At 64.0% G+C, this 5,976-nt stretch carries 8 protein-coding genes; 1 reads left to right on the top strand and 7 read right to left on the bottom strand.

From position 1 onward, the window contains the following. Positions 1–205: 205 nt before the first annotated feature. From M3461_19275 to efp, 3 genes are all read right to left on the bottom strand, one after another. A complete protein-coding gene (locus M3461_19275) occupies positions 206–493 on the bottom strand; it encodes a hypothetical protein (GenBank protein MDQ3776341.1) in 288 nt (95 codons plus the stop codon). Between the two features lie 202 nt (positions 494–695). Continuing rightward, a complete protein-coding gene (epmA, locus tag M3461_19270) occupies positions 696–1,649 on the bottom strand; it encodes an EF-P lysine aminoacylase EpmA (protein MDQ3776340.1) in 954 nt (317 codons plus the stop codon). A 16-nt stretch (positions 1,650–1,665) separates the two neighbouring features. After that, positions 1,666–2,235, bottom strand: a complete 570-nt coding sequence (efp, locus tag M3461_19265; protein MDQ3776339.1) for an elongation factor P — start codon at positions 2,233–2,235, stop codon at positions 1,666–1,668. A 32-nt stretch (positions 2,236–2,267) separates the two neighbouring features. Here efp and epmB point away from each other — a divergent pair, with 32 nt between their 5' ends. Further along, entirely contained in the window at positions 2,268–3,287 is a 1,020-nt protein-coding gene (epmB, locus tag M3461_19260) for an EF-P beta-lysylation protein EpmB (GenBank protein MDQ3776338.1), read from the top strand. Between the two features lie 648 nt (positions 3,288–3,935). Here epmB and M3461_19255 read toward each other — a convergent pair. The 4 genes from M3461_19255 to M3461_19240 all read right to left on the bottom strand — a co-directional run bounded on the left by M3461_19255 (position 3,936) and on the right by M3461_19240 (position 5,643). Beyond that, positions 3,936–4,292 carry a hypothetical protein gene (locus M3461_19255; GenBank protein ID MDQ3776337.1) on the bottom strand — a complete coding sequence of 119 codons (357 nt, stop codon included), beginning with the start codon at positions 4,290–4,292 and terminating at the stop codon, positions 3,936–3,938. A gap of 144 nt (positions 4,293–4,436) precedes the next feature. Further along, on the bottom strand, positions 4,437–4,622 hold the full coding sequence (locus M3461_19250; GenBank protein MDQ3776336.1) for a hypothetical protein: 186 nt from the start codon (positions 4,620–4,622) through the stop codon (positions 4,437–4,439). 127 nt (positions 4,623–4,749) lie between these two features. After that, positions 4,750–5,082, bottom strand: a complete 333-nt coding sequence (locus tag M3461_19245) for a transposase (GenBank protein ID MDQ3776335.1) — start codon at positions 5,080–5,082, stop codon at positions 4,750–4,752. Between the two features lie 237 nt (positions 5,083–5,319). Further along, positions 5,320–5,643: a hypothetical protein gene (locus tag M3461_19240; protein ID MDQ3776334.1), complete on the bottom strand. Its 324-nt coding sequence runs from the start codon at positions 5,641–5,643 to the stop codon at positions 5,320–5,322. Between the last annotated feature and the right edge of the window lie 333 nt (positions 5,644–5,976).

The raw sequence follows: 5,976 nt of genomic DNA, 5'->3' as shown, positions 1-5,976 counted from the left end.
AATCCATCAGGGCCAGAGGCGACCAAGGCCTCACCAACAGGCCGGATATATGGGAGCAACTGCGCTACCGACCTCTGCCGTCAACGAGCGAGATGCTTGCAAATCGGAGGAGTCCATATATGGGGGTTAGGCGCGTCAACCCCCAGAACCCCGAATCAATCGGCCTCCGATCGGCCGCACCCCGCCCCGCGCCCTTCCGATCCGCCTACCAGCGGTCCAGGGGGGCATCCTGTGCCAGACCGCGCAGCACCGCGCCCAGGGCGCGACCGCGCGCGGATCCGATGCGATAGGCGGTCTCGATCAGCGCCGTATCGGGGGCTTCCGGGCATGCGAGCTCGGAGAACCCGAGCACGGTGGGGATCGTGGTGTCGCCCTCGTCGAACGTCGTGATCGGGCTCAGGCGGGCGGACCCGGTCGGCCGCGCACCGCCGTCGTCCTCCATGCAGGAACGGACGATGGCGATAGGGAAAATCTGAGTGGCTGGGGCGTTCATGGGCTTCGAACTCCTCCGAATGGTTTCGGTTGGCAGCATGCGCCGGCAAGGTGACACCCGCGTGACCGCTTCTATCCAGTGCGGCGCACTGGATCGGGTCAGGGGCCATCATAGGTCAGTCCGCCGGGGCTTGGGAATGCGACCAATCGTCGCACCCCCACCCTCCCCCTTCGGTAAGGGGGAGGGGAAGAAAGCACCCCGCTCAGGCCCGATCCGGCGGGAACACCAGCACCTCTTCGATGGTGCCGGCCCCGGTCGCGACCATGACCAGACGGTCGAGACCCAGCGCGCACCCGGCACAGTCCGGCATGCCGCTCTCCAGGGCCGCCAGGAACCGTTCATCCAGGGGTACGGCCGGCAGGTCGAGCGCCCGCCGGCGGGCCTCTTCGCGGAGCAGGCGCCGGCGCTGTTCGGCCCCATCCCCGAGCTCATGGCAGCCGTTCGCGATCTCGATGCCGCGGATGAAGAGCTCGAAGCGCTCGGAGACCGGCGGGCTCCCCGCCCGCACCCGGGCGAAGGCGGCCTGAGGCTCGGGAAAGTCGAAGAGGAAACACGGCCGGTCGTGGCCCAGCCGCGGCGTCAGGGCATGGCAGAGGAGGAAATCCAGGTACGCGCCGCGATCCAGGCCCTTCGCAGCAATCACGAGACCCAGGCCACGGGCGCACGCGGCCAGCGCCTCCACGTCCGCCGTGTATGGATCGATGCCAAGAGCGTCCTCGAAGGCGCGCCCGTAGCCGATACGCTCGAACGGTTCGGACCCGAGGAGCGCCGACACCAGGGCCTCCACCTCGTCCATGAGGGCATGGTGATCGAAGCCGGGCCGGTACCACTCGATGAGCGTGAACTCGGGGTTGTGCAAGCGCCCTGCTTCGCCATCCCGGAACACCCGCGCGATCTGGTAGATGGGACCGCTGCCGGCGCATAAGAGCCGTTTCATGGCGGGCTCCGGCGAGGGCGGGAGGTAACGGTGCCGGCCACCGGTGAGTGTGGTGCCGAGCGCCAGGATGTGCGGCTCGCCGAGGCCGCCCCGGCACAGCATGGGGGTCTCGACCTCCAGGACCGAACGCGCGGCGAAGAAGGCGCGGACCCGCGCCAGAGTCTCGGCCCGGATCCGCAGGGTCCCGAGCGATGCGCTAGGGCGCCAGTCCTCCGGCATGCCGGTCCAGAGGATCTCAGTCCTTGGCGCGGGCGACGTACAAACCGGTGCGGGTATCGACCCGGATCGCCTCCCCGGTCTCGATGAAGAGCGGAACCTTGACCACCGCCCCGGTCTCCAGGGTGGCCGGTTTGGTGCCGCCGGTGGCCGTGTCACCGCGCATACCGGGGTCGGTTTCGGTGATCTCGAGGACCGCGAAGTTCGGGGCGCCGATCGCCAGCGGCTCCCCGTTCCAGAGCGTCACGACACAGGTCTCCTGGCCTTTGAGCCACTGGCGTGCCTCGGCCATCGCCGCCTCGCCCGCCGAGAGTTGCTCGAAGCTCTCGGGGTCCATGAAATGCCATTGGTCCCCATCGTTGTAAAGGTACTGCATGTCCTTGTCCACGACATCGGCGGCCTCCACCGTCTCCCCCGACTTGAAGGTGCGCTCGATCACGCGGCCGGTCTTGAGGTTGCGGATCCGCACGCGGTTAAAGGCCTGGCCCTTGCCCGGTTTGACGAACTCGTTCTCGACGATGTTGCAGGGCGCCCCATCGAGCATGATCTTGAGACCGGCCTTGAACTGATTGGTACTATAGGTCGCCATCGATACGTCCCGGGTGCCGAAAAGCGCATTATATGATAACGCATACGCGGAATGTGCCCGAGCGCAGTGCCTGGCAGGAGGCGCTGACCGATGCCATCACCGATCCCAGGGAACTGTTACGCGACCTCTGCCTCTCGCCCGCCGCGCTCGGCTCCTCCGAGGCCGCGTTGCGCCAGTTCTCCCTGCGCGTCCCGCGCGGGTTCGCAGCGCGCATGCACAAGGGCGATGCCCGCGATCCGCTGCTGCGCCAGGTGCTGCCGGTGGGCGCGGAAACCGACCCGCTGCCGGGCTACGGCACCGATCCGGTGGGCGATCTCACCGCCGAGGTGGCGCCCGGCGTCCTCCACAAATACCACGGTCGGGTGCTCTTGGTCCTCACGGGCGCCTGCGCAATCCACTGTCGCTATTGTTTTCGCCGCCACTTCCCCTATGGCCGTTCGTCCCCCGCTCGGGATCGGTTCGAGTCGGCGCTCTGCTACCTCCGCGACCATCCCGCCATCACCGAGGTGATCCTAAGCGGCGGCGATCCCCTGTCCCTGCCCGATGCCCGCCTGGCCGACCTCGCCGCGCACCTCGCCACGATCCCGCACCTCCGGCGGCTCAGGGTCCACAGCCGCCTACCCATCGTCCTGCCGGAGCGCGTGGACGAGGCCCTGTTGAGTTGGCTCACCGGGACGCGACTGAGCCCGGTCATGGTGGTCCACGCCAACCACGCCCGGGAGATCGACACGTGCGTCGCACGCGCCCTCGCCCGACTCCGGCGCGCGGGCGTGACCGTGCTCAACCAATCGGTCTTGCTCGCCGGGGTCAACGACGAGATCGACGTGCTCGTCGCCCTCAGCGAGAGGCTCTTCGAGGCCGGTGCCCTGCCCTATTACCTCCACCTCCTCGACCCCGTCGCCGGTGCGGCGCACTTCGATGTCGATCCCCACCGCGCCCGCTGGCTTTGTGAAGGACTCTCCCGCGCCCTCCCCGGCTACCTGGTGCCGAAGCTCGTGCGGGAACGGCCCGGCGCGCCATACAAAGTGCCGGTCGAGCTACTCTCGCCTTAATTAACTCCGGAGGTTAGCAACAAGGCTGAAGCCGAAGAAAACCGCTCCCAAGACTAGCAGCCCAAAGAGCTGCCAGCAGCCAGTCCAGCCAACGCAGCCAATCCGGGAGGCAAGCGTCGATCAGTGTACTGAACAGGTGGGCGCCGTAAGCGATCCCCACCGCGAGAGGCCGTTGATCGAGAGCGGGACGAGGACATAGCGCCTGAGCCCGGGGGCCACGATGAGCTTGAATTCGAACAGAACGTAGCCAGCATGCCTTGAGGTCCCGAAGCATGACCGGCGAGCTTGCTGCCTGACATAACCGCCTCACTATCGAACCAAGGTCACGTCGTGGCCCTGGCGCACGAGTTCCTCAGGTAAGATGCGGCACCTCCGTTCCTTGTCGGACGCCGGGCGTGTGATCGGCTTTTAAGTCGTTAGGGCGGTTCGGTGTAGGCCGGTCATGGGCTGTTCCTACTTCGACGCTTCCAAAGCATGAAGACGATGAGTGCGATTATGGCGACCGTAATGATAATGCCGGTCCACATACCCGTCTCAAAAACGTCCCCCAAGACCCCACAGCCGGACACCACAGACAACAGCGGGGCTAAACATGCAATTCTTAAATGCTTGATCATATGCGCGCCAGGTTAGAAGCGTTGAGTGCCATTATCTATTGCCGCGTCTCATAGGTTTAATCAGGCTCGCCTTAATGGCCGTATTGACTGAGTGTCGGTAGACCCCAGAAGCGGCGCGTTTAGCTGCTCCCCGCAGCCCGTGGTGCCGCTCGCATGCGGCCCGCGGCTGATACTTCGAGGAGGACGGCATGATCGGCTGCAGGTGAGAACGCTGGCGGCGTGACGATTGAGGCGATTTGCCGGCGACGCCGCCGCGGGAATCCAATTCTTCGGAGTTTTCCTTACCTGCCTGTCTCTTCGCAGCGCCTGTTCGCGCGATCCACTGGCCGAGTCCGGCGGTCGTCAGCATCAGCATATTGGTCACGACGAACGGCCAATTGGCCAGCATCCAGCTCTAGACGACGAAGCCGCTCGAAGCCGCGATTCGCCCCGCGAAGAGCCACCTCGGAGGCCTTGGGTGCTGCGATCTCGCGGCGGATGCCCAGCCGATGAGGTCGATCCGTATTCAACAAAGTAGCGCAACGGCGATCCGCTAGTTGAATATGAGATAGATGATGACCAGCACGACCACCGGGACGCCCAGCAGCCAGCCCAATAAATATTTGCTCATCGCGATTCTCCTTTGGTAACGGGTACATGCAGGATCGGCGATCCCACGCACATGCTGCCTGGCAAGTATCCCGACGGCGAGAACGATTGTATGTGTGGAGTCGAACACACGAGCGCGTCAGGCCCAGGCAGCGGAAGGATAGGAATTTCAATGCGGCTTGTCAACAGGCAATGTATCGTCGTACGGGCCGGGCGGTGATGGGGCGGTCTTACAGCGGTCGGGGGGGCAGATGCGCTCAGTTGGGGCGGTCCCGGTGGGTTGGCGGGGGCTCTGGGGTCGGGAGCCGGTACCTGGACGCGAAATGCGCCGGTGCCGGTCGAGGTGCAGCGACCGCGCTGTCCCCTTTTGCTCCCGGCAAAACGGTGGGCGCCAAGACGCCATGATACCGATGACGGTGGCGCCGCGGGGGCGGGATGAGCACGGCCACCCTATCCAGCCACGGGGTGAGGCTGAGGGCGGTCTGCCCATCCGGCATGGGTTTAGGAATATGACAGAGAAGGCGCTGGCCCGACGTTACCCATTTCAGGCGCTCCTCGGCCAAGATCGGGCGGACACTATACCGTAGCACGCCGCCAAGCTTTTGTATTCGCGGTTTCTTCCGTTCAAACCCCCATGGAAACGTCCCCTAAGCCCCCCAACGTTCACGCCAACCAAGCCGGGCTTCTAGGACAATGGTTGGCGCACTATGGCAATGCAAGGCTTGACCCCCTGGCCTTCCCGGTGGCTGGAATACAAAAAATACGGACAGGAAGGCGCGCTTCCTGCCCGACCTGCTTGCCTCACTGGCTGGAATTCCTTGCTTGGTTTACTTGATCATCTTGAGATGGCTTTCGGCGCTCTCCGCGGCCGTCTTGGCACTGCCAACGTCCTCTGCTTTGAGCGCGTCAGTGAGAGCGGTTCCGGCCGCGGTTAAGTGCTCCGCGCCTGCTTCCTTGGCTTGCTCAGCCGCTTGCACATGTGTCAACGACACCTGCGCATGCTCTTGGATACCCTGAATGGTACTTTCCTTGGCCGCTACCTGGGCATGCTCCAATGCTTGTGCAGTATGGGTGGCCTCGCCTGAACAGCCAACCCCTGCCAACAAGCCCAAGCTACCCGCGATTAACCTGACTAGCGTTTTGCGTTTCATCTCTATTTCCTCCGTTTTCGTTTTACAGTTGCGATTAAGCACGAACTCTGCCCATCTAATCCCGCGTTGGTTCTGGGTAAAATCAGCTCCCCGTCAAATTATACGTCAATGTAAGACCTACGACTCGAGGTCACGCGCCCGCCGTGGCGGGTCCGGTGCACCGCCGGGTTCAAGTAAACCCTCCAGTTGCATAAACTTCCACGCGGATCGTCAGGAAAGGGCGTAGAAGACAGGGTTGCAGCGAGTTTGTAGCGTTGCGCTTGACATCACCACCGGTGATATCCAGCCTTTAAGTAAAATAACTGGTCTCATGATCAGAAAGACTAGGAAGCG

The sequence above is a fragment of the Pseudomonadota bacterium genome, assembly GCA_030860485.1.
GTDB lineage: Bacteria > Pseudomonadota > Gammaproteobacteria > JACCXJ01 > JACCXJ01 > JACCXJ01.
This window is presented reverse-complemented; position numbering and strand designations above follow the sequence as displayed.

Coding starts and splice junctions, on each gene's coding strand:
- M3461_19275 (MDQ3776341.1), bottom strand. CDS start 493: ATGAACGCCCCAGCCACTCAGATTTTCCCTATCGCCATCGTCCGTTCC.
- epmA (MDQ3776340.1), bottom strand. CDS start 1,649: ATGCCGGAGGACTGGCGCCCTAGCGCATCGCTCGGGACCCTGCGGATC.
- efp (MDQ3776339.1), bottom strand. CDS start 2,235: ATGGCGACCTATAGTACCAATCAGTTCAAGGCCGGTCTCAAGATCATG.
- epmB (MDQ3776338.1), top strand. CDS start 2,268: ATGATAACGCATACGCGGAATGTGCCCGAGCGCAGTGCCTGGCAGGAG.
- M3461_19255 (MDQ3776337.1), bottom strand. CDS start 4,292: ATGCTGGCCAATTGGCCGTTCGTCGTGACCAATATGCTGATGCTGACG.
- M3461_19240 (MDQ3776334.1), bottom strand. CDS start 5,643: ATGAAACGCAAAACGCTAGTCAGGTTAATCGCGGGTAGCTTGGGCTTG.